This is a genomic window from Mycobacterium sp. IS-1496 (genome assembly GCF_001499995.1).
In the GTDB taxonomy this organism is placed as follows: domain Bacteria; phylum Actinomycetota; class Actinomycetes; order Mycobacteriales; family Mycobacteriaceae; genus Mycobacterium.
Genome location: NZ_LQIU01000001.1, coordinates 265,948 through 286,137, shown reverse-complemented (window position 1 = coordinate 286,137; position 20,190 = coordinate 265,948). Strand labels below are relative to the sequence as shown.

The following is a 20,190-nucleotide window of genomic DNA, read 5'->3' as shown; positions in this document are numbered from 1 at the left end:
CCGCGCCTCGTTACCGACCGGCTCCGGGCACCGGCGGCGCGTCGTGGGTGCGTTCGTACTCGGAGAGGATGTCGATACGCCGTTGGTGGCGTTCGGCTTCGGACCAGGGCGTGTTGACGAACGCGTCGACGATCGCGAGCGCGTCGGCCTCGGAGTGCATGCGGCCGCCGAGCCCGATGAGCTGCGCGTTGTTGTGTTCGCGGGCCAGTGCGGCGGTCTCGACGCTCCACGCCAGCGCGCAGCGGGCACCGGGCACCTTGTTGGCGGCGATCTGCTCACCGTTACCCGAACCGCCGAGCACGATGCCGAGGCTGCCGGGGTCGGCGACGGTCTTCTCAGCCGCGGCGATGCAGAACGCCGGGTAGTCGTCGTCGGCGTCGTAGCCGAATGCGCCGCAGTCCACCGGTTCGTGGCCGGTGTTGCGGAGGTGCTCGATGATGACCTGCTTCAACTCGTAGCCCGCGTGGTCGGCTCCCAGGTAGACGCGCATGGCGGCCATTGTGACAGGTCAGCCGACGGTGATTGCGTCGAGGCGCTCCTTGATGAAGTCCGACGACGTGACCGGCTCCAGACCGGACACCCGGCCGATCGGTGGGCCGAGCGGCGTGACGACGGCGTCGTGGTTCGCCTCGTAGAAGTAGATCAGCGAGACGAGGTCCTCCTCGGGCGCGTCCGGCTGCGGCGGGAGCACCCGGTGCCGTCCGGACGGCCAGCGCCGCCCGCTCCAGTACTCGAGCAGGTCGCCGATGTTGACCGTCAGTGCGTCCGGCCGGTACGGGGCGTCGGTCCAGCCGTCGGCGTCCGAGAACACCTGCAGCCCACCGGCGCCCGGTTCGCGGTCGAGGATGGTCACGGTGCCGAAGTCGGTGTGCGGGCCGATGCGGAACTGTCCTGGTTCGGGTTCGCCGACCACGCTGACCGGCGGGTAGTGGTTGATGTTCATCGTCCACGTCGGCCGGCTCGCGAGCTGACGGAAAGGGTTGTCGGACAACCGGAGTGCGTGGGCGAACAGGGCCAGCAGGTCGTCGGCGACGCGGCGCATCTCCTCGGTGTACGCAGTCACCAGCGAACGCAGTCCGGGCACCTCGTCGGGCCACACGTTGGGGGCGAACCAGATCCGGTCGACGTCCGGGTCGCCGGTCGGCGTGTCGGCACCCAGGCTGAAGCTCTCCTTGAGATCCGGCGGTGTCTCGGTGCCTTCGGCGTACCCGTTGGCCTCCGCACCGGGCCCGATCCAGCCGTGGCCGCCAACCGGAACGGAGTAGCGGGCCTTCACGGCAGAGGGCTGGGCGAAAAAGGCACGCGCGGCAGCGCGGACGTCGGCGGCGAGCACCGGGTCGACGCCGTGTCCGGTCACCAGGATGAACCCGGCCTGCTGCAGTCCCTCATCGACCGCGGCGGCGACGGCGTCGGCCTCGGCTCCCCCGGCGTACCACCGGGACAGATCGACGGTGGCGATCATCGGCCGATGTCCTCGTTCCACAGATCCGGGTTCGCGCCGATGAACTCGCTCATCATCGACACGCAGCGCTCGTCGTCGACGACGGTGACCTCGACGCCGTGCTCGGCCAGCCAGTCGTGCCCGCCGGTGAAGGTGCGGCTCTCCCCGATGATCACCGCACCGATGTTGAACTGTCGTACCAGTCCGCTGCAGTACCAGCACGGCGACAGCGTCGTCACCATCACCGTCGACCGGTAGTCGCGTTGCCGGCCGGCGTTGCGGAACGCGTCGGTCTCGGCGTGCACGGACGGATCGTCGTCCTGCACACGCCGGTTGTGGCCGCTGCCGAGCAGCACACCGCCGGCCCCGAAGAGCGCGGCGCCGATCGGAATCCCGCCCTCCGACAGACCTTTTCGCGCTTCGGCGTAGGCGACGTCGAGCATCTCGGCGACAGTGGTCAAGGCTGGGCTCGGCACAGCCCAAACTAACACCCGTCGTTCACGACGGCTCGGCGAAGACCTAGCCCGAGTAGAACGAGTCCAGCAGATCCTTCTGCTTCTCCTCGACGACCGACCGTTTCACCTTCAGCGACGGTGTCAGCTCGTTGTTCTCGATGGAGAGGTCGTGGTCGAGGATCGCCCACTTCTTGATGGTCTCCCACCGGTTGAGCTCTGAGTTCAACCGCTCGATGTACCCGCCGATCAGGTCGCGCACCTCATCGGATTTCACCAGTTCGGCGTACGACTTGTCCCCCATGCCTTTCTCGCCGGCCCAGCCGGTGATGGCATCGGGGTCGAGGGTCACCAGCGCGACGCAGAAGTTGCGGGACTCGCCGAAGACCAGCATGTGGCCGGCATACGGGCACAGCGCCATGAACTTGCCCTCGATGGCCGGTGGCGCAACGTATTTGCCGCCGGAGGTCTTGAACAGCTCCTTGAGCCGGCCGGTGATCGTCAGGAAGCCGTCGTCGTCGAGCTGACCCCGGTCGCCGGTGCGCAGCCACCCGTCCTCGGTCAGCGTCTCGGCGGTCTTGTCGGGCAGGTTGTGGTAGCCGTCCATCACACACGGGCCTTTGATCTGCACCTCGCCGTCGTCGCTGAGGCGCACCTCGCTGCCGTCGAAGACCTGCCCCACCGTGCCGAGCCGGTAGTTCTCCAGCCGGTTGATGAACGCGCCCGCCGCGGTCTCGGTGAGCCCGTAACCCTCCAGGATCAACAGGCCCGCGGCGTGGAACCACTCGGCGATGTCCCGGTTCAACGGCGCCGAGCCCGAGATCATGAACCTGATGCGGCCGCCGAACACGTCGCGCACCTTGCTGAAGACCAACCGGTCGAACAGGCCGTGCGCGAGCGCCAGATGCGGCGGCACGGACTTGCCCTCGCGCCGCAGGCGGCTGACCTGGCGGCCCACCGCAAACGCCGCGTTGAACAGTTTCTCCTTGACACCGTGCTGCTGGGTGACGACCTTGGCGTGGGCCTTCTCGAAGATGCGCGGCGCGGCGCCCATGAAGGTCGGCTTCACCGTGCCCATGTTCTCGACGATCTTGTCCACCCGGCCGTCGATGGCGCTGGCGAAACCGCACGCCAGCTGCGCCGAGATCAGCACCTTGCCGAACGCGTGCGCCAGCGGCAGCCACAACAGCTGCAGATCGTCCTCGTCGAGGATGCCGAAGGCGGCGATGGTCTCCCCCTCGTACACCCACGCGCTGTGAGGAAGCCTCACGCCCTTGGGTTTTCCGGTGGTGCCCGAGGTGTAGATGAGCGTGGCCAGCTGATCGGAGGTGATCGCCGCGGACCGGTCCCGCACGGCGGACGGCTGTTGCTCGAGGTGCTTGCGGCCCTGTTCGATGACGTCGGCCAGGCCCACCGCCCAGTCGCCGTCACCGGCGCCGTCGAACAGCACCACCTTCTCGAGGTTCGGCAGTTCGTCGCGATTGTCCTGCAACTTCTTCAGCTGCGACTCGTCCTCGGCGAAGACGAACCGCGACTCGGAGTCGCTCAGGATGTAGGCGGTGTCGGCGGCGTTCGTCGTCGGATACACCGTCGTGGTCGCGCCGCCGGCGCACATGATCGCCAGGTCGGCGAGGATCCACTCATACCGGGTGCTCGACGCGATGCCCACCCGTTGTTCCGGTTCGATGCCGAGCGCCAGCAGGCCTGCGGCCAGTGCCTCGACCTGGTCGGCGGCCTCCTGCCAGTTCAGCGACGTCCACGTGCCGTCGTCGAGTTTGCGAAAGGCTTCGTGCTGGGCGGACTTCTCGACACGGTCGAAGAACATCGTGGCGACGTTCGCGGAGGCGGTGCCGGACCGCTTCTGACTCTCGATGGACATCGTTGTCTCCGGTCATTCTGGGCGGGTTACGACGCCGCCCCTCGCGGAGCGGTCATCGATGTTTGCACACACATACCCGGTCCACACCGTTTCGACGCAGTCACCGCGACGCCGGTCAGTCGAACGACGGCCTCTCGGTACGGGTCCGCTTGAGTTCCCAGAAGTGCGGATACGAGGCGAAGGTGACCGACGCGTCCCACAGCTTGCCGGCTTCTTCGCCGCGCGGGATCTTCGACAGCACGGGACCGAAGAACGCCACACCGTTGACGTGGATGGTGGGGGTGCCGACGTCTTCGCCGACGGGGTCCATGCCCTCGTGGTGGCTGGTGCGCAGCGCGTCGTCGTACTGGTCGGACGTCGCGGCCGCCGCCAGTTCGGCGGGCAGGCCGACCTCGGCCAGGGATTCGGAGATGACGGCGGTGAACTCGGGGTCGGATTCGCCGTAGCCCTGGTTGTGGATACGGGTGCCCATCGCGGTGTAGAGCGGCGCCAGCACCTCCGGCCCCTTGGCCTGCTCAGCGGCGATCGCGACCCGGACGGGACCCCATGCCCGCTTCATCGCCTCCTGGTACTCGTCCGGCAGGTCACGCCCTTCGTTGAGCACCGCGAGGCTCATGACGTGGAAGTTCACCTCGACGTCGCGCACCTTCTCCACCTCGAGGATCCAGCGGGAGGTGATCCAGCACCACGGGCACAGCGGGTCGAACCAGAAATCGGCCCTGGATTTCTCGGCCATCAGCGGATCCTTTCGGTGATTGTCGGCGGCGGCGAGGACAGCGTTCCGTGCAGCACAACTCCGCACCCGCACCGGGTGTTCCCCGGAACGGGTGATTCGCACCCGCCGTCCGTCCGGACACGCAGTGGTGGGTGAACCTTGACCGAACCGTGTTGTTGCTGTGACTTGAGTCAACCAGTGTGACAGTGGACAGACGAGGAGCACCATGTCCGCAACAGCTCGAACCCGGTTGACGGTGGCGGCGTGTGCCGCCGCGGTCGCCGGCGCCCTCCTGACGGCCCCCACCGCGGCCGCCGACCCCGTCGACCCGATGGACACCGCCTTCTTGAACGCACTCAACAGAGCGGGGGTGCGGTACGACAATCCCGTCGACACCGTCGCGCTCGGCAAGCGGGTGTGCCCGATGCTCGTCGAGCCCGGCAAGGATTTCGCTAAGGTCGTCGCGACCGTGCGCAACGACGGCGTCCCGCCGGACCTGGCGGCGTTCTTCGCCGGCATCGCCATCCAGATGTACTGCCCGTCGATGGTGTCGTCGGTGGGCAACGGCACGTTCCTGAACTGGCTGCAGACGACGAGGTTCCCCCGCGCCCGATAGGTTGGGGTGCGTGGCACTTCCCAACCTGACCCGCGAACAGGCCGTCGAACGCGCGGCGCTGATCACCGTCGACAACTACCGCATCGACCTGGACCTCACCGACGGTGCCGGTGCACCCGGCGAGAAGACGTTCCACTCGGTCACCACCGTCACGTTCGACGCGACCGCCGGCGCCGACACCTACATCGACATCGCCGCCGACACCGTCCGCGCGGCCACCCTCAACGGCCACGACATCGACGTGTCCGGCTACGACGAATCGACCGGCATCCCGCTGGTCGGTCTGGCCGACCGCAACGTGCTCGTCGTCGACGCCGACTGCCGGTACTCGAACACCGGCGAGGGTCTGCACCGCTTCGTCGACCCGGTCGACGACGAGGTGTACCTGTACTCGCAGTTCGAGACGGCCGACGCCAAGCGCATGTTCGCCTGCTTCGACCAGCCCGACCTCAAGGCGACGTTCGACATCACCGTCACCGCGCCCGCGCACTGGGAGGTGGTGTCCAACGGCGCATTCGAAGGGAGCCGCACTGATACAGCTTCGTCGGGCGCCGCCAAGACCCACGTCTTCGTGCAGACGCCGCGGATGAGCACCTACCTCGTCGCGCTGATCGCCGGACCGTACGCCCGGTGGGACGACCTGTACCGCGACGAGCACGGCGAGATCCCGCTCGGACTGTTCTGCCGCAAGTCGCTGGCCCAGCACATGGACCACGAGCGGCTGTTCACCGAGACGAAGCAGGGATTCGGCTTCTACCACAACAACTTCGGTGTGCCGTACGCGTTCGGCAAGTACGACCAGCTCTTCGTCCCGGAATTCAACGCCGGGGCGATGGAGAACGCCGGGGCGGTCACGTTCCTCGAGGACTACGTCTTCCGCAGCAAGGTCACCCGCGCCTCCTACGAGCGCCGCGCCGAGACGGTGCTCCACGAGATGGCGCACATGTGGTTCGGCGACCTGGTCACGATGCAGTGGTGGGACGACCTGTGGCTCAACGAATCGTTCGCGACGTTCGCCTCGGTGCTGTGCCAGGCCGAGTCGACCGAGTACACCGAGGCGTGGACCACGTTCGCCAACGTGGAGAAGTCGTGGGCCTACCGCCAGGACCAGTTGCCGTCGACCCACCCGGTCGCCGCCGACATCCCGGACCTGCACGCCGTCGAGGTGAACTTCGACGGCATCACCTACGCGAAGGGCGCCAGCGTCCTCAAACAACTCGTCGCCTACGTGGGTCTGGAATCGTTCCTGTCCGGGCTGCGGGACTACTTCCGTGACCACGCCTTCGGCAACGCGACGTTCGGTGACCTGCTCGGTGCGCTCGAGAAGTCCTCGGGCCGTGACCTGTCCGGCTGGGGACAGCAGTGGCTCAAGACCACCGGGCTCAACACGCTGCGCGCCGATTTCGACGTCGACGCCGAGGGCCGCTTCACCCGCTTCGCCGTCGCCCAGAGCGGTGCCGCGCCGGGAGCCGGTGAGACCCGCGTGCACCGGCTGGCCGTGGGCGTGTACGACGACGACCCGACCACCGGGAAACTCGTGCGGGTGCACCGCGAGGAACTCGACGTCGAGGGTGAGAGCACCGACGTCCCTGCGCTGCAAGGGCTCTCGCGCGGGAAGCTGGTACTGGTCAACGACGACGACCTGACCTACTGCGCGTCACGGCTGGACCCGCGATCGCTGCAGACGGTGCTCACCCGCATCGCCGACATCGCCGAACCGCTGCCACGCACGCTGGCCTGGTCGGCGGCGTGGGAGATGACCCGCGAAGCCGAACTGAAGGCCCGCGACTTCGTGGCGCTGGTGATGAGCGGTGTGCACGCCGAGACCGAGGTCGGGGTGGCGCAGCGGCTGCTGCTGCAGGCACAGACCGCGCTGAACTCCTACGCCGATCCGCAGTGGGCGCGGGAGAACGGCTGGCCGGCGTTCGCCGACCGCCTTCTCGACCTCGCCCGCGAGTCGGCGCCGGGGTCGGATCACCAGTTGGCGTTCGTCAATGCGCTGTGCACCTCGGTGTTGTCGCGCAACCACGTCGCCGTGCTGGCCACCCTGCTGGACAACGAACCCGCCGCGGTGAACCTCGCAGGTCTGGTCCTCGACACCGATCTGCGGTGGCGCATCGTCACGGCGCTGGCCGCCAGCGGCGACATCGACGCCGACGGACCCGAGACGCCGTTCATCGACGCCGAGGCGGCCGCCGATCCGACCGCGGCCGGCCGGCGCCACGCCGCGGCGGCGTCGGCGGCGCGACCGCAGCCGGGCGTGAAAGAGTCTGCGTGGCAACAGGTCATCGAGGACGACACGCTCGCCAACATCACCACGCGGTCGATCGTCGGCGGCATCGTGCAGCCGGGGCAGCAGGCCCTGCTGGCGCCGTACACCGAGAAGTACTTCGCGGCCATCCCCGGCGTGTGGGAGCGCCGGTCCAGTGAGGTCGCGCAGACCGTGGTGATCGGCCTGTACCCGTCGTGGGACATCAGCGACGAGGGCCTGGCCGCCGCGGACCGCTTCCTCGATCAAGACGTGCCGCCGGCGCTGCGCCGCCTGGTGCTCGAGGGCCGCGCCGGGGTGGAGCGTGCCCTGCGCGCGCGCCGCTGCGACGTGAGCTGACGTTCCGCGAGCGTGCGGGTCTGCACACGACACACCGGGTGCGGTGCGGCGGTTTGCGCACGCTCGCGCGGCATCCTCGTGCGGTGGCCGTCAATCGCACTCGCAGGGCACGTGCGGCGCGCAGGCGCAAACTGCGCGTCGCGCGCGTCGTCAACGATCTCACCGCCGCGGAATGGTCGGCGCTCAAGGACGCGTGGAACGGCTGTGCCTACTGCGGGGTGACCGAAGGCGTCATGCAGCGCGACTGCGTCATGGCGATCTCGCGCGGCGGGCGGTACACGCTCGACAACGTCGTGCCCGCGTGCGCGTCCTGCAACACGAGCAAGTGCAATGACGAGGTCACCGGCTGGATGCGCCGCAAGCGCCTCGACGAGCGCAGGTTCCTGACGCGCTACATCGAGATCCGCGGCGCGCTCATGCGGGTGCGGGACGCCACGGCAGAGCACTGACGGCCCCGCGACAGTGCGCAAAAGCAGTCCGGCCGGCGGCGTGTCGTGGAACAGACACGCACGCTCGCAAGACGGCGTCAGCGGGGTGAGACGCCCGCCGACAGCACGCGCACTCCGCTGATCAACCCGTCGATGAGGTTGCCCTCCTTCAACGACGCGGCGGTCGCGGAGACGCCCAGCGGTGCGGCGGTCTCGATGCCGCGGCCCTTGACGTCGACGCCGTAGACCACCTCGATCGCGCGCTGATCCGGCGACACCGCCAGCAGCACGGCGTTGTTCGGGGTCGGCACCTGCGAAAGGATCTCGCGTGCCGTGGCAGCGGTGTCCGCCCCGAGGTCGCCGATGTACACCGCGAAGCGGGCCTTCGCCGCCCGCGACCCGTACTTCAGCGCATCGTCGAGCACGACGAGGTCCTTGGTCGCGAACGGATAGTCCACCGACAGGGTGCCGGGCTCCGTCACCCCGGACAGGCGTCCGCTCGTGGTCAGCGCCCAGCCGTAGGGCAGACCCTGGCGTTCGACCGCCGCGCGGTGACCGGTGACGGCGACTCCACTACCGACTTCACCACTTGCCACTTGCGCCGCCTCCAATCGTCACGGGGTTCGAGTGATGCTCACCGACGTTTCCGCCGTGCGCGGCGGTGTCGGCCTGAACGCTGTGGCCGGTCGCGTGGTCCTGATGCGACGGCTCGTCGGCCGCCCACAGGATCGGCGAGTGCCGCCACGGCTCGGACAGTTTGTAGCTCGCCGGGTGCGGGCCCTTGCCACGCATGAAGATCAGGGCCAGGACCGCGTACAGCCCCAACGGCACGAGGACGAGGACGAGGATCACGGAGGTGGTCACGGTCTCAAACCGTATCCCACCGGCAACTCAGGCCGCTCCCTCACCCAGGTATCTCACCCACGCCGGGTCGAGTTCCTTGACCGTCGACAGCAGCCGCCAGTGCTGTCCCTTCGGCGGCAACGGCGCGAAACGCAGCGACCAGCCCAACTCGACGAGCAGGTGGTCGGCCTTGCGGTGGTTGCACGGCGCGCAGGCGGCGACGCAGTTCTCCCACGAATGGTCACCGCCGCGGCTGCGGGGGACGACGTGGTCCACGGTGTCGGCCTTCGACCCGCAGTATGCGCACCGGAACCGGTCGCGGTGCATCAGCGCCGCCCGGGTCATCGGCACGCGGGCCCGGTAGGGCACCCGCACGAAACTGCGCAACCGGATGACCGTCGGCACCGAGATGCTGCGGGTGGCCGAGTGGATCACCGGGCCCGCCGGATCCTCGTGCACGACGTCGGCCTTCCCGCAGATCAGCATCACCACCGCCCGCCGCAGCGGCAGCGCGGTCAGCGGCTCGTAGGTCGAGTTGAGGAGCAGGACGCGGCGGCGCCCCCACAGCGACCCGTCGTGGCCCGGGGCCGGCGGGTCGACGCTGTGCAGGACACGGGCGCTCGCCGCGGGACCCGAGGGGCCGACCGCGGCCGCACGCCTGTGACCGGTCGATCTCGACGGGCTCTTCTTGCGTTGCGCCATACGTCCTCCGAGGAGACAGTCCACCATGGATCGGCGGCCACCGCACGGCAATTCGGCACGTGTTCGCAGGTCAGTCCGGTGAACATCCGATGACCTCACCGGGGTGCCGGGTCCGGGCCGTCAACAGGCCACAATGGAGCCGTGACGCAACCAACGCGGTCGTTCTACGACGAAGTCGGTGGCCACGAGACGTTCCGCGCGATCGTGGCGCGGTTCTACGAGCAGGTGCGGGAGGACGAGATCCTGCGTCCGCTGTACCCCGAGGACGAACTCGAGGCGGCCGAGGTGCGGCTGCGGATGTTCCTCGAGCAGTACTGGGGTGGTCCGCGCACCTACTCCGACCAGCGTGGACATCCGAGGCTGCGGATGCGGCACGCGCCGTTCCGCATCGGCTACATCGAACGCGACGCGTGGCTGCGCTGTATGCACACCGCGGTCGCCGAGGTCGACTCGGCGACGCTGGACGACGAGCACCGCAGGGAACTGCTGGCCTACCTGGAGATGGCCGCCCAGTCGATGGTCAACTCGCCGTTCTGAGCGCAGACGGACACAATGGGCGCGATGGCTCACCCCCCGGCACCCGATGAGCCCTGGTGGTCACGTGCGGTGTTCTACCAGGTGTATCCCCGGTCCTTCCGCGACAGCAACGGCGACGGCGTGGGCGACCTCGACGGTGTCACCGCGGGGCTGGACTACCTGACCGCCCTGGGCGTCGACGCGCTGTGGCTCAATCCGGTCACCGTCTCCCCCATGGCCGACCACGGTTACGACGTCGCCGATCCCCGCGACATCGACCCGCTCTTCGGCGGCATCGAGGCGCTCGACCGGCTGATCGCCGCCGCCCACGACCGCGGCATCCGCATCACGATGGACCTGGTGCCCAATCACACCAGCTCGCAGCACCCGTGGTTTCAGGCGGCGCTGGCCGCGGGTCCGGGCAGTGCCCAGCGGGAGCGCTACCTGTTCCGTGACGGCACCGGGCCCGACGGGCTGCTCCCGCCCAACAACTGGGTCTCCATCTTCGGCGGCCCGGCCTGGACGCGCATCGTCGAACCGGACGGGCAGCCCGGACAGTGGTATCTGCACCTGTTCGACCCCGAACAGCCCGATCTGAACTGGGACAACCCCGAGGTCTCCGAGGACCTCGAGAAGACGCTGCGGTTCTGGCTGGACCGCGGCGTCGACGGCTTCCGCATCGACGTGGCGCACGGCATGGCCAAGCCCAAGGACCTGCCCGATATGAAGATCGCCGAGAACAAGATGCTCGCCGACATGGACGACGACCCCCGGTTCGACCACGAAGGCGTCCACGACATCCACCGCCACATCCGGTCGGTGCTCGACGACTACCCCGGCGCGGTCGCCGTCGGCGAGGTCTGGGTGTACGACAACGCCGCGTTCGCGGCCTACCTGCGGCCCGACGAACTGCATCTGGGTTTCAACTTCCGGCTGGTGCGCGCCGAGTTCGACGCCGACGAGATCCGCGACGCGATCGAGAACTCGCTGGCCGCCGTCGCCCTGGAGAACGCGACGCCGACGTGGACGCTGTCCAACCACGACGTCGAGCGCGAGGTCACCCGGTACGGCGGCGCCCGGATCGGGCTGGCCCGGGCCCGCGCGATGGCGCTGGTGATGTTGGCGCTGCCCGGCGCGGTCTTCGTCTACAACGGCGAGGAGCTCGGCCTGCCCAACGTCGACCTGCCCGACCACGTGCTCCAGGATCCGGTGTGGGAACGCTCCGATCGCACCGAGCGTGGCCGGGACGGCTGCCGCGTACCCATGCCGTGGAGCGGTGACGCTCCCCCGTTCGGCTTCTCGACGACGGCCGACACCTGGCTGCCGATGCCGCCGCAGTGGGCGTCGTCGACCGCCGAACACCAGCTGGCCGACCCGGGCTCCATGCTGCACTTCTTCCGCCGGGCGCTGCGGCTGCGCCGGGACCGCTCAGGCGTCGACGGGGGCGCGCTGACCCGGCTGTCCGCCAAGGACGGCGTGCTGACCCTGCGGACCGACGGCGGACTGACATGTGTGCTCAACGCGAGTGAGCGCCCGGTCGACCTCCCCCCGGGTGACGTGCTGATGGCCAGCGCCGCGCTCGAGGAGGGCCGGTTGCCCGCCGACGCGGCCGCCTGGGTGGTCTAACGCAACACGACAGCCGGGTCGCCACGCCGCCGCAACACCGAACCGAACCGGGCGTCGATACGCAGCCAGGTGGGCGACACGCGGATCCGCACGACCTCGCCGGCGTCGAGCGCCGCGCTGCTCTGCGGCAGGAAACCCATTGCGGTGAGCGCGAATACACAACGCATCGGGACGCCCACGCTGTCCCCACCGCCGCTGACCGTGATCACCTCCTGATCGAGCAGCGACAGGGGCGGGCCGTGGGCGCCGCTGTGCTGCCGCACCAGCGCACCGCCCCGGTCCACCAGGTCGAGCAGCACCCCGGCAGGCACGTCGTCCAGATGGGTGAACCCCGTATCGGCCGGCACCGCACCGCGCCACGCCGAGTCCATCGGGAACCCGGTGTCGACGTACCCCGAGCGGTCCATCGCCGCCAGCCCCGCAGCGAGGGCATCGGCACCCGCGCAGAGGTCCTTCGGGCGCACCCGCCCTCGCACCACCCGACTGGCCAGCACATCGAAACCCGTTGTCACATAGGCGACGACGCCGCCGTCGGCGCGCTCACGCAACCGCACCACCGCGGCGTCGTCGAGGCGCACCGCCCGTTCGGCGAAGGTGGCGAGATCGTCGCGGTGGCCGGGATCGGCCAGCCAGAGCCCGCGCTCCTGGCCGCTCATCGCAGGTAGCGTTGCAGGTAGGCACGTTGTTCGGGCGTCAGGCGTTCCAGCCGCTGCTCCTCGATGTGCACCGCGGCCAACTGGGTCTCGGCGATGACCGAGGGCCTGGAGTCCGCGGGCGCGCCCACGGAGCGGACCTCGTACCCGATCGTGAAATCCACCGTGCGAACGCGTTTGGACCACATGGTGACCTGCAGTGGCGAGTCGATCAGACGGAGCTGGCCCTTGTAGGAGATGTGCACGTCGGCGATCAACAGACCGATGTCGGTGATCCGCGCCTCGAACGGCTCACGCAGAAACGGGATGCGAGCCTCTTCGAGGATGGTGACCATCGTGGCGTGGTTGATGTGCTGGTACATGTCGATGTCGGACCACCGCACGTGCACCGGCGCCACGAAACCTGCTGTCACCCTGAAGACCCCGTTCCACTCGATCGTGTCATGCTGCGAATCTGGCGTGCGGCCACCGACAGTGTGGCCAGGTCCCGTTCACCGTCCTGGTAGATCTCGGTGAGGGTGCGCCGGGCGCGCGCCACCCGGGACCCGTTGGTCATCTCCCACTCGGCGATCTTCTCCTCGCCATTCTCGTCCGGTTCGCCGACCGCGAGCACGTCGAAGCACAACGACCGTATCGAGCCGTAGATGTCGTCACGAATCGCCAACCGCGCCAACGAATGCCAGCGATCGCCTCGAGGCAGCTGAGACACCGCCGTCAGCAGGCTGTCCGTGTTGAGGTGGTCCATCAGCGCGAAGTACGTGTCGGCGACCTCGGCGGGGTCGCGATCGTCGATGTCGGCGATGTCGATGATGTCGAGCAGGCTGAACTGGTAGAGCCCGGTCGCCACCGCGTACGCCAACTCCTTCGACGCCCCGTGCGAGCAGAAGTCGCCGGCCTCCTTGGCCACGATGGCCTCGTCGTCGCCGCGCAACCACTCCTCCATCCGCGGGGTGAGCGCCGCCACCTTGTCGGCGAAGCGGTTGATCTCCGCACCGACGGCCAGCGGTTGCGGCCGGTAGTTCAGCAGCCAGCGCGCCGCCCGGTCGACGAGTCGGCGCAGGTCGAGCGTCATCCGGTCGCTGATCGCGACCGGCAGGTCCGCGGCGCGGATCTGCCGCCACACGTCGCCCACTCGGAAGATCGCGTTGACCGCGACGAAACTGCGCACCGCGTCGACCGGCCCCACGCCGGCGTCCTCGGTGACCCGGTAGGCGTAGGTGATGCCGCTGGTGTCGACGACGTCGTTGACGAGCATCGTCGTGACGATCTCGCGGCGCAGTTGGTGCGACCGGGTGTCGGCGGCGAACTGGTCGCGCAGCGTCGACGGGAAGTAGCGCGGCAGGCGGGCGGCGAACACCTCCTGGTCGGGCAGTTCGCTGTCGAGCAGATCGGCCTTGAGCGCCAGCTTCACGTGCGCCATCAACGTCGCCAATTCCGGTGAGGTGAGGCCCATCCCGGCGTCCAGCCGGCGACGGATCTCCTTGTCCGTTGGCAGCGCCTCGAGCTCGCGGTTCATCCCGCGCTCCGCGACGAACTGGCTGATCATGCGGGCGTGCACGGGCAGCAGGCTCGCCGCGTTGGCGCGGCTGGTGCCCATCAGGTCATTCTGATCGCGATTGTCGGACAACACCAGGTCACCGACCTCGTCGGTCATCGACAACAGCAGGTCGGTGCGCTCACCGGGGCTGACCTTGCCCGCGGTGACGAGCGAGTCGATGAGGATCTTGATGTTGACCTCGTGGTCGGAGCAGTCCACGCCCGCGGAGTTGTCGAGGGCGTCGGTGTTGATCCGGCCGCCGGACAGGTCGAACTCGATGCGCCCGCGGGAGGTGACGCCGAGGTTGCCGCCTTCACCGATCACCTTGGCGCGCACCTGGTTCGCATTTACCCGTACCGGATCGTTGGCACGGTCACCGACGTCGGCGTCGGATTCGGCCTCGGCCTTGACGTAGGTGCCGATGCCGCCGTTCCACAGCAGGTCGACCGGCGCCTTGAGGATCGCCTTGATCAGCGCGGGCGGCGTCATCTCCTCGACACCGTCGTCGAGGCCGAGCACCTCGCGCACCCGTGGGCTCACGGGGATGGACTTGTGCTCGCGGCTGTACACGCCGCCGCCCTCACTGATCAAGGAGCGGTCGTAGTCCTCCCACGACGAGCGGGGCAGATCGAACAGCCGCCGTCGTTCCCGGAACGACGTCGCCGCGTCCGGGTCGGGGTCGAGGAAGACGTGCCGGTGGTCGAAGGCGGCGACGAGGCGGATGTGTTCGGACAGCAGCATTCCGTTGCCGAACACGTCACCGCTCATATCGCCGATCCCGACGACCGTGAAGTCCTCCGACTGGGTGTCCACACCCATCTCCCGGAAGTGACGTTTGACCGACTCCCAGGCGCCCTTGGCGGTGATGCCCATCGCCTTGTGGTCGTAGCCGACCGACCCGCCGGAGGCGAAGGCGTCGCCGAGCCAGAAGCCGTAGGACTTGGCCACCTCGTTGGCGGTGTCGGAGAACGTCGCGGTGCCCTTGTCGGCGGCCACCACGAGGTACGCGTCGTCCCCGTCGCGGCGGACCACGTCGGGGGGCGCGACGACCTCGCCGCTGACCTTGTCGACGTTGTCGGTGACGTCCAGCAGGCCGCTGATGAACAGCTTGTAGCAGTCCACTCCCTCGGTGCGCTGGGCGTCGCGGTCGGCGGCGGCGTCCCCGGTCGGGACCGGGGGCTGTTTGACGACGAACCCGCCCTTGGCGCCGACGGGCACGATGACGGCGTTCTTCACCGCCTGCGCCTTGACCAGGCCGAGGATCTCGGTGCGGAAGTCCTCCCGCCGGTCCGACCACCGCAGACCTCCGCGGGCGACGTGGCCGAACCGCAGGTGGACGCCCTCGACTCGGGGCGAGTACACGAACATCTCGAATTTGGGCCTGGGCAGCGGGAGTTCGTCGATCAGCCCGGGATCGAGTTTGACGGCGAGCACGTCGCGCGCCCGCGCCGACTCCGCGCGCGTGACGAAGTGGTTGGTGCGCAGGGTGGCCTGGATCATCGAGGCGAACGCGCGCAGCACCCGGTCGGTGTCCAGACCGGTGAGCGCGTCGATATCGGCCGCGACGGCCGCGGCCGCACTCTGGGCGTCGCGGTCCTTGGCGGCCTCGGTCGGGTCGAACAGCGCCTCGAACAGTTCGACCAGCGACCGCGCGGTGTGCGGATTGTCGTTGACCACCGATTCGATGAACGCCTGGCTGTAGGGAAAACCAGCCTGCCGCAGGTACTTCGCGTAGGCCCGCAGCACCATCACCTGCTGCCAGGTCAGCCCGGCCCGCAGCACCAGTTCGTTGAACCGGTCGATCTCCATGCGGCCGTTCCAGATCGCGGTGACCGCCTCGGCGAACCGGGCCGCGGTCGCGTCCCGGTCGGACCTGTCGCCCTTCGACTGCGGCATGGTGTGGTGCGGCCGGATCTTGAACTGGTAGATCCACACGGCCAGACCGTCGGGGCGGGTCACCGTGAACGGCCGTTCCTCGAGGACGACCACACCCATGGACTGCAGCATGGGCAGCAGGTGGCTCAGGGATGCCGACCGGCCGCCGAGATACCAGGTGAGCTTGCCGACGCGGTCCTCCCCGCCCTCGGCGAACACGAGTTTGACCGAATTGTCCTGCAGCGCCTCGATGATCGCGATGTCACCGATCGCTTCGGCCGGTGCGACCGCCTGTTTGTAGTCCTCGGGGAACGCGACGGCGTAGTGCTCCGCCGCCTCCTGTTCCAGGTCTCCGGACGCCACCGCGCCGAGCAACCGGTCGCCCCAGGTGCGGGCGGCCTCGGTGAGCTCACGCTGGATGCGCTCCTCGTTCTCCGGTGAGATGTCGACGTCACCGGGACGGGAACCGTCCGGGAGCCGGACGGTGAAATGCACCACCGCCCAAGGTGACTCACTGACCCGGGCCGAGTAGTCGATGCTCACACCGCCCAGTTCGCGGACCAGGATGTCCTGCATCTCGAGCCGGACGGCGGTGGTGTAGCGGTCGCGCGGCAGGTACACCAGACACGCGACGAAGTGAGCGAGGCTGTCCGCGCGCAGGAACAGCAGCGTGCGCCGGCGGGAGCCCAGATCGATGACCGCCATCGCCATGTCGAGCAGTTCGTCGGCCTGCAGGGCGAACAGCTCCGGACGCGGAATGGTCTGGATGATGTCGAGCAGCAGTTGCGCGGGATGGCTCGGGTCGCGCTGGGCGATGGCCAGCGCCTCGTTGACCCGTCGCGAGATCAGCGGTATGCCCAGCACATTGGCGTTCATCGCGGCGACCGTGAACAGGCCGACGAAGCGGTGTTCGACGGCGTCGTAGCCGTCGCCTCCGGCGCCCTCTTCGCGGACGACGACGATGTACGGGTTGGCGCCGTAGCGCACGTAGCTCGGGATCGTGGCCTGCGCGAGGGCGAGCAGGTCGCCCTCCCGGGTCAGCGGCGGCAGGACGTCCTCGCGGAGCCGCAGCACCCCGAGCCGGCTGTCGGCCTCGACCGACGATTCGGTCTCGGTGACCGGACACCGCTGGCAGCCGATGAGGACGAAGTGCCCGTCGGCGAGCCACCGCGCCAGCGCGGCGACGTCCTTGCGTTCGGGTGCGCTGAAGTGCCCCTCGGTGTCGGCCTCGATGTGGTTGGCCAGCTCCTGCAGCCGCGCCACCATGGCGCTGCCATCGACGCCGACCTGACGGGCGTCGGCGAGGATGCGCGGCAACATCCGCCTGGCCGCCTCCACCGACGAGCGGTCGGCGGAGTCGGTGAGCTCGATGTGGATCCACGCCTCGTCGGCGCCGTTGCCGTCGGTCGCCTCCGACACCGGACGCGCGTCGAGCAACTCACCGGCGGGTCCGCGCCGCACGCGCAGCACCGGGTTCATGATCGCCCGGTAGGCGACGCCGAGCCGGTGCAGCAGCACCGTCACCGAGTCGATGAGCGTCGGCGCCTGATCGGTGACCACCTGCAGCGCGGGCCCGACACCGTCGGCGCCGTCGGCGCCGTACATCGCGACGAGGGTCTCACCGGCCTGCCTGCGCTCGGCGAGCCGGTGATGGGCCCGCACGAGGTCCGACGACTCCAGCATGTCGGCCGGATTCACCGGACCCGTCGTCACGCTGTCCTCAGCCGACTCCCCCTGTTGCGGTCCGCGATACGTCTCGGCGTAGGCCTTCGCCAGTTGGTCGAGCGTGTCCGTCGAGGGGTTGCGCGCGGCGTCGGCACCGGTTCCCGTCATGCGGATCACTCCTGACTCACACCCGCGCACCGTCCGTCGTTGGAGGGTGCACGAGCGAGACTAGTCGCGAGTCAGCCTGCGGTGTGTCACCCGGTGCGGACGGGCGGCCTCGGCCCCGAGGCGTTGCACCTTGTTCTCTTCATAGGCACCGAAGTTGCCTTCGAACCAGAACCATTTCGCCTCGTTGTCGTCGTCACCCTCCCACGCCAGGATGTGCGTGCAGGTGCGGTCGAGGAACCACCGGTCGTGAGAGATCACCACGGCGCAACCGGGGAAGCTCTCCAGCGCGTTCTCCAGCGAGCTCAGCGTTTCCACGTCGAGGTCGTTGGTGGGTTCGTCGAGCAGGATCAGGTTGCCGCCCTCTTTGAGGGTCAGCGCGAGGTTGAGCCGGTTGCGCTCACCGCCGGACAGCACCCCGGCCGGCTTCTGTTGATCGGGCCCCTTGAAGCCGAACGCCGAAACGTAGGCGCGCGAGGGGATCTCGTTCTGCCCGACCTCGATGTAGTCGAGGCCGTCGGAGACCACCTCCCACACGTTCTTCTTCGGGTCGATGCCGGCGCGGTTCTGGTCGACGTAGCTGAGCTTGACCGTGTCGCCGACCTTCACGGTGCCGCTGTCGGGCTGTTCGAGACCCACGATCGTCTTGAACAGCGTCGTCTTGCCGACGCCGTTCGGCCCGATCACCCCGACGATGCCGTTGCGCGGCAGCGTGAACGACAGGTCCTTGATCAGCGTGCGGCCCTCGAAACCCTTGTCGAGGTGCTCGACCTCCACCACGACGTTGCCCAGCCGGGGCGGCGTCGGGATCTGGATCTCCTCGAAGTCGAGCTTGCGTGACTTCTCCGCTTCGGCGGCCATCTCCTCGTAGCGTCCGAGGCGCGCCTTGTTCTTGGCCTGCCGGGCCTTCGCGCCCGAGCGCACCCAGGCGAGTTCCTCCTGCAGGCGCTTGTGCAGCTTCGCGTCCTTGCGGCCCTGCACGGCGATGCGCTCGGCCTTCTTCTCCAGATAGGTGGAGTAGTTGCCCTCGTACGGGTACGCGCGGCCGCGGTCGAGTTCGAGGATCCACTCGGCGACGTTGTCGAGGAAGTACCGGTCGTGGGTGACCGCCAGGATGGCGCCCTTGTAGGCGGCCAGGTGCTGTTCGAGCCACAGCACGCTCTCGGCGTCGAGGTGGTTGGTCGGCTCGTCGAGCAGCAGCAGGTCCGGCTTGCTCAGCAGCAGTTTGCACAGGGCCACGCGGCGGCGCTCACCACCGGACAGGTGGGTGACGGGCTCGTCGGGCGGCGGGCAGCGCAGCGCGTCCATCGCCTGCTCGAGCTGGCTGTCGATGTCCCACGCGTCGGCGGCGTCGAGCTCCTCCTGCAGGGTGCCCATCTCCTCCATCAGCTCGTCGGAGTAGTCGGTCGCCATCAGTTCGGCGACCTCGTTGTACCGATTGAGCTTGGCCTTGATCGCCACGCCGTCTTCGACGTTCTCGCGAACGGTCTTCGACTCGTCGAGGTGGGGCTCCTGCTGCAGGATGCCGACGCTGGCCCCGGGCGCCAGGTAGGCGTCACCGTTGTTGGGGGTGTCCAGGCCGGCCATGATCCGCAAGACGCTCGACTTACCGGCCCCGTTCGGACCGACGACGCCGATCTTCGCGCCCGGAAGGAAATTCAGGTTGACGTCGTCAAGGATGACCTTGTCGCCGTGCGCCTTGCGGACCTTGCGCATCGTGTAGATGAATTCGGCCATGCCGTGGTGTTGCCTTTCTCAAAGCGGTGGTCAACGTCTGTTGCCGCGGGCCCCATCCTAGGCGTGGCCGGATGCGGTCAGGCGCTCAGTGGCAGCGCCTCCGCGGCGCCGGGGTCGGTCGGGTCGGTGTCGAGGTCCCTGTCCTCGGCCCTGCCGTCATCCTCGTCGTGCCCGTCCGCGACCGGGTCACCCCCGGATCCCGGCGCCTCCCCGCCTGCGGTGGGACCGGACTGGCGCAGCGTCTCGACCCGCGCGACGCAGCGGCTGAGGTCGGGCCCCACCGCGGTGGCGCGCACCTCGACCGACGAGCGGCGCACACCCTCGCGATCGTCGTACTCGCTGGTGTACACCTGTCCAACAACGATCACCGCGTCACCCTTCCCGAGCGAGGCGCCGACCCCGGTGACCAGTTTGCCCCAGCAGCTCACGCTGACGAACAGCGAGTTGCCCGGCTCCCAGGCCCCTTCGGCGGTGCGACGCCGGGAGTTGCTGGCCACCCGGAACCGCATCACCTCCTGATCGCCGACGCGTTGCCGGTACGGGTTGTTGACGATGTTGCCGACGACGGTGATGGGCGTCTCGAACATGACGTGCCTCGATTCGTATCTGATCCACTGGCCGGCGTGGTTTCGCCGGTACCGCCATTCACCGGGACGCCACCGACAGCGGGCACGACCCGGGTCGGGGCGCCGGGCGCGTTGTGGATGAATCGGGCGCTGGGGACAGACCTCG

General features: G+C 68.7%; 18 protein-coding genes. 5 read left to right on the top strand and 13 right to left on the bottom strand.

The features are described from left to right. Positions 1-10: 10 nt before the first annotated feature. From AU195_RS01345 to AU195_RS01325, 5 genes are all read right to left on the bottom strand, one after another. Positions 11-490, bottom strand: coding sequence for a ribose-5-phosphate isomerase (locus tag AU195_RS01345; RefSeq protein WP_059157367.1), 480 nt, complete (start codon positions 488-490; stop codon positions 11-13). 18 nt (positions 491-508) lie between these two features. Continuing rightward, a complete protein-coding gene (locus tag AU195_RS01340; RefSeq protein WP_059157234.1) occupies positions 509-1,462 on the bottom strand; it encodes an isopenicillin N synthase family dioxygenase in 954 nt (317 codons plus the stop codon). Beyond that, positions 1,459-1,884, bottom strand: a complete 426-nt coding sequence (locus tag AU195_RS01335; protein ID WP_157530994.1) for a nucleoside deaminase — start codon at positions 1,882-1,884, stop codon at positions 1,459-1,461. The genes AU195_RS01340 and AU195_RS01335 overlap by 4 nt, the downstream gene beginning before the upstream one ends. A gap of 76 nt (positions 1,885-1,960) precedes the next feature. Continuing rightward, positions 1,961-3,772: an AMP-dependent synthetase/ligase gene (locus AU195_RS01330; protein WP_059157232.1), complete on the bottom strand. Its 1,812-nt coding sequence runs from the start codon at positions 3,770-3,772 to the stop codon at positions 1,961-1,963. 115 nt (positions 3,773-3,887) lie between these two features. Next, on the bottom strand, positions 3,888-4,508 hold the full coding sequence (locus AU195_RS01325; RefSeq protein WP_059157231.1) for a mycothiol-dependent nitroreductase Rv2466c family protein: 621 nt from the start codon (positions 4,506-4,508) through the stop codon (positions 3,888-3,890). 205 nt (positions 4,509-4,713) lie between these two features. Here AU195_RS01325 and AU195_RS01320 point away from each other — a divergent pair, with 205 nt between their 5' ends. From AU195_RS01320 to AU195_RS01310, 3 genes are read left to right on the top strand one after another with little or no spacing between them, the layout of a single operon-like run. Beyond that, on the top strand, positions 4,714-5,103 hold the full coding sequence (locus AU195_RS01320; protein ID WP_059157230.1) for a DUF732 domain-containing protein: 390 nt from the start codon (positions 4,714-4,716) through the stop codon (positions 5,101-5,103). A gap of 10 nt (positions 5,104-5,113) precedes the next feature. Beyond that, the gene (gene pepN / locus AU195_RS01315) at positions 5,114-7,711 is read left to right on the top strand and encodes an aminopeptidase N (protein ID WP_059157229.1); all 2,598 of its coding nucleotides are present in this window, start codon (positions 5,114-5,116) and stop codon (positions 7,709-7,711) included. 53 nt (positions 7,712-7,764) lie between these two features. Beyond that, the gene (locus AU195_RS01310; protein WP_059157366.1) at positions 7,765-8,160 is read left to right on the top strand and encodes an HNH endonuclease; all 396 of its coding nucleotides are present in this window, start codon (positions 7,765-7,767) and stop codon (positions 8,158-8,160) included. Between the two features lie 77 nt (positions 8,161-8,237). Here the strand turns inward: AU195_RS01310 and AU195_RS01305 are convergent, their stop codons facing one another. The 3 genes from AU195_RS01305 to AU195_RS01295 are packed head-to-tail and all read right to left on the bottom strand — an operon-like array spanning position 8,238 to position 9,684. After that, positions 8,238-8,666 (bottom strand): DUF5130 domain-containing protein, encoded by a 429-nt coding sequence (locus AU195_RS01305; protein ID WP_157530992.1) that lies wholly within the window; start codon positions 8,664-8,666, stop codon positions 8,238-8,240. A 55-nt stretch (positions 8,667-8,721) separates the two neighbouring features. After that, positions 8,722-9,003 carry an aa3-type cytochrome oxidase subunit CtaJ gene (gene ctaJ, locus AU195_RS01300; RefSeq protein WP_502687302.1) on the bottom strand — a complete coding sequence of 94 codons (282 nt, stop codon included), beginning with the start codon at positions 9,001-9,003 and terminating at the stop codon, positions 8,722-8,724. A 27-nt stretch (positions 9,004-9,030) separates the two neighbouring features. After that, positions 9,031-9,684 (bottom strand): HNH endonuclease, encoded by a 654-nt coding sequence (locus AU195_RS01295; protein ID WP_059157227.1) that lies wholly within the window; start codon positions 9,682-9,684, stop codon positions 9,031-9,033. Positions 9,685-9,825: 141 nt separating this feature from the next. Here AU195_RS01295 and AU195_RS01290 point away from each other — a divergent pair, with 141 nt between their 5' ends. Together AU195_RS01290 and AU195_RS01285 are read left to right on the top strand one after the other, a co-directional pair. Beyond that, entirely contained in the window at positions 9,826-10,221 is a 396-nt protein-coding gene (locus AU195_RS01290) for a globin (RefSeq protein WP_059095981.1), read from the top strand. 15 nt (positions 10,222-10,236) lie between these two features. Further along, positions 10,237-11,826, top strand: coding sequence for a glycoside hydrolase family 13 protein (locus AU195_RS01285; protein ID WP_059157226.1), 1,590 nt, complete (start codon positions 10,237-10,239; stop codon positions 11,824-11,826). Here the strand turns inward: AU195_RS01285 and AU195_RS01280 are convergent. The 5 genes from AU195_RS01280 to AU195_RS01260 form a co-directional block, all read right to left on the bottom strand. Further along, entirely contained in the window at positions 11,823-12,482 is a 660-nt protein-coding gene (locus AU195_RS01280; RefSeq protein ID WP_059157225.1) for a DUF8010 domain-containing protein, read from the bottom strand. The two genes, AU195_RS01285 and AU195_RS01280, sit on opposite strands and share 4 nt — an antisense overlap. Next, complete coding sequence (locus AU195_RS01275) at positions 12,479-12,892, bottom strand: acyl-CoA thioesterase (RefSeq protein WP_059157224.1); 414 nt, start codon at positions 12,890-12,892, stop codon at positions 12,479-12,481. The genes AU195_RS01280 and AU195_RS01275 overlap by 4 nt, the downstream gene beginning before the upstream one ends. Then, positions 12,889-17,724 (bottom strand): NAD-glutamate dehydrogenase, encoded by a 4,836-nt coding sequence (locus tag AU195_RS01270; protein ID WP_059157364.1) that lies wholly within the window; start codon positions 17,722-17,724, stop codon positions 12,889-12,891. Before AU195_RS01270 ends, AU195_RS01275 begins: the two co-directional genes overlap by 4 nt. 60 nt (positions 17,725-17,784) lie before the next feature. After that, on the bottom strand, positions 17,785-19,458 hold the full coding sequence (ettA, locus tag AU195_RS01265) for an energy-dependent translational throttle protein EttA (RefSeq protein WP_059157223.1): 1,674 nt from the start codon (positions 19,456-19,458) through the stop codon (positions 17,785-17,787). 77 nt (positions 19,459-19,535) lie between these two features. Next, the gene (locus tag AU195_RS01260; protein ID WP_059157222.1) at positions 19,536-20,045 is read right to left on the bottom strand and encodes a single-stranded DNA-binding protein; all 510 of its coding nucleotides are present in this window, start codon (positions 20,043-20,045) and stop codon (positions 19,536-19,538) included. Positions 20,046-20,190: the final 145 nt, after the last annotated feature.

What these genes read in the sequence shown, in the direction of transcription:
- AU195_RS01345 (WP_059157367.1), bottom strand. Translation starts at nt 490, where the DNA reads ATGCGCGTCTACCTGGGAGCCGACCACGCGGGCTACGAGTTGAAGCAG.
- AU195_RS01340 (WP_059157234.1), bottom strand. Translation starts at nt 1,462, where the DNA reads ATGATCGCCACCGTCGATCTGTCCCGGTGGTACGCCGGGGGAGCCGAG.
- AU195_RS01335 (WP_157530994.1), bottom strand. Translation starts at nt 1,884, where the DNA reads ATGCTCGACGTCGCCTACGCCGAAGCGCGAAAAGGTCTGTCGGAGGGC.
- AU195_RS01330 (WP_059157232.1), bottom strand. Translation starts at nt 3,772, where the DNA reads ATGTCCATCGAGAGTCAGAAGCGGTCCGGCACCGCCTCCGCGAACGTC.
- AU195_RS01325 (WP_059157231.1), bottom strand. Translation starts at nt 4,508, where the DNA reads ATGGCCGAGAAATCCAGGGCCGATTTCTGGTTCGACCCGCTGTGCCCG.
- AU195_RS01320 (WP_059157230.1), top strand. Translation starts at nt 4,714, where the DNA reads ATGTCCGCAACAGCTCGAACCCGGTTGACGGTGGCGGCGTGTGCCGCC.
- AU195_RS01295 (WP_059157227.1), bottom strand. Translation starts at nt 9,684, where the DNA reads ATGGCGCAACGCAAGAAGAGCCCGTCGAGATCGACCGGTCACAGGCGT.
- AU195_RS01285 (WP_059157226.1), top strand. Translation starts at nt 10,237, where the DNA reads ATGGGCGCGATGGCTCACCCCCCGGCACCCGATGAGCCCTGGTGGTCA.
- AU195_RS01280 (WP_059157225.1), bottom strand. Translation starts at nt 12,482, where the DNA reads ATGAGCGGCCAGGAGCGCGGGCTCTGGCTGGCCGATCCCGGCCACCGC.
- AU195_RS01270 (WP_059157364.1), bottom strand. Translation starts at nt 17,724, where the DNA reads ATGACGGGAACCGGTGCCGACGCCGCGCGCAACCCCTCGACGGACACG.
- ettA (WP_059157223.1), bottom strand. Translation starts at nt 19,458, where the DNA reads ATGGCCGAATTCATCTACACGATGCGCAAGGTCCGCAAGGCGCACGGC.
- AU195_RS01260 (WP_059157222.1), bottom strand. Translation starts at nt 20,045, where the DNA reads ATGTTCGAGACGCCCATCACCGTCGTCGGCAACATCGTCAACAACCCG.